The sequence below is a fragment of the Klebsiella sp. GG_Kp173 genome, from assembly GCF_040062415.1.
Taxonomy (GTDB): domain Bacteria; phylum Pseudomonadota; class Gammaproteobacteria; order Enterobacterales; family Enterobacteriaceae; genus Klebsiella; species Klebsiella quasipneumoniae.
This window is the reverse complement of record NZ_JBEAFZ010000076.1, coordinates 1-525: the sequence shown is the minus strand read 5'-3', so window position 1 is coordinate 525 and position 525 is coordinate 1. Positions and strand designations below refer to the sequence as shown.

At 63.2% G+C, this 525-nt stretch carries 1 pseudogene; it reads right to left on the bottom strand.

Features of this window, described 5'->3' with window-relative positions:
• A pseudogene (gene rfbK / locus ABLU50_RS16240) lies at positions 1-525 on the bottom strand (O9 family phosphomannomutase RfbK); the annotation flags it as partial.

The following is a 525-nucleotide window of genomic DNA, read 5'->3' as shown; positions in this document are numbered from 1 at the left end:
ATCCGCTCTGGACTCCACGTTCAGACGCACCACCGGCTCCGTGTTGGACGTGCGCAGGTTAAAGCGCCACTCAGGGTATTCAATACTGATACCGTCCGTTGTGTCGATGTGGGCGGCCGCCGGCTCATACTGCGCCCGGATGCGCGCGATCGCCTCCGCCGCATTACCCAGCTTGCGGTTGATCTCCCCCGACGCCGGGAATGCCGCCTGGCGGTCCGCCACCAGCGATTTCAGCGAGCTGTTCTTCAGACACAGCAGCTCCGCCACCAGCAGCCACGGGATCATCCCGCTGTCGCAGTAGGCGAAGTCGCGGAAGTAGTGGTGCGCGCTCATCTCCCCGCCGTAGATGGCATCTTCCTGGCGCATCCGCTCCTTGATGAACGCATGCCCGGTCTTCGACATCACTGGCTGCCCGCCGCTGCGGGTCACGATGTCCACCGTGTTCCACGTCAGACGCGGGTCGTGAATGATTTTCGCCCCCGGCTGCTTCTGCAGGAATGCTTCCGCCAGCAGGCCGACAATATA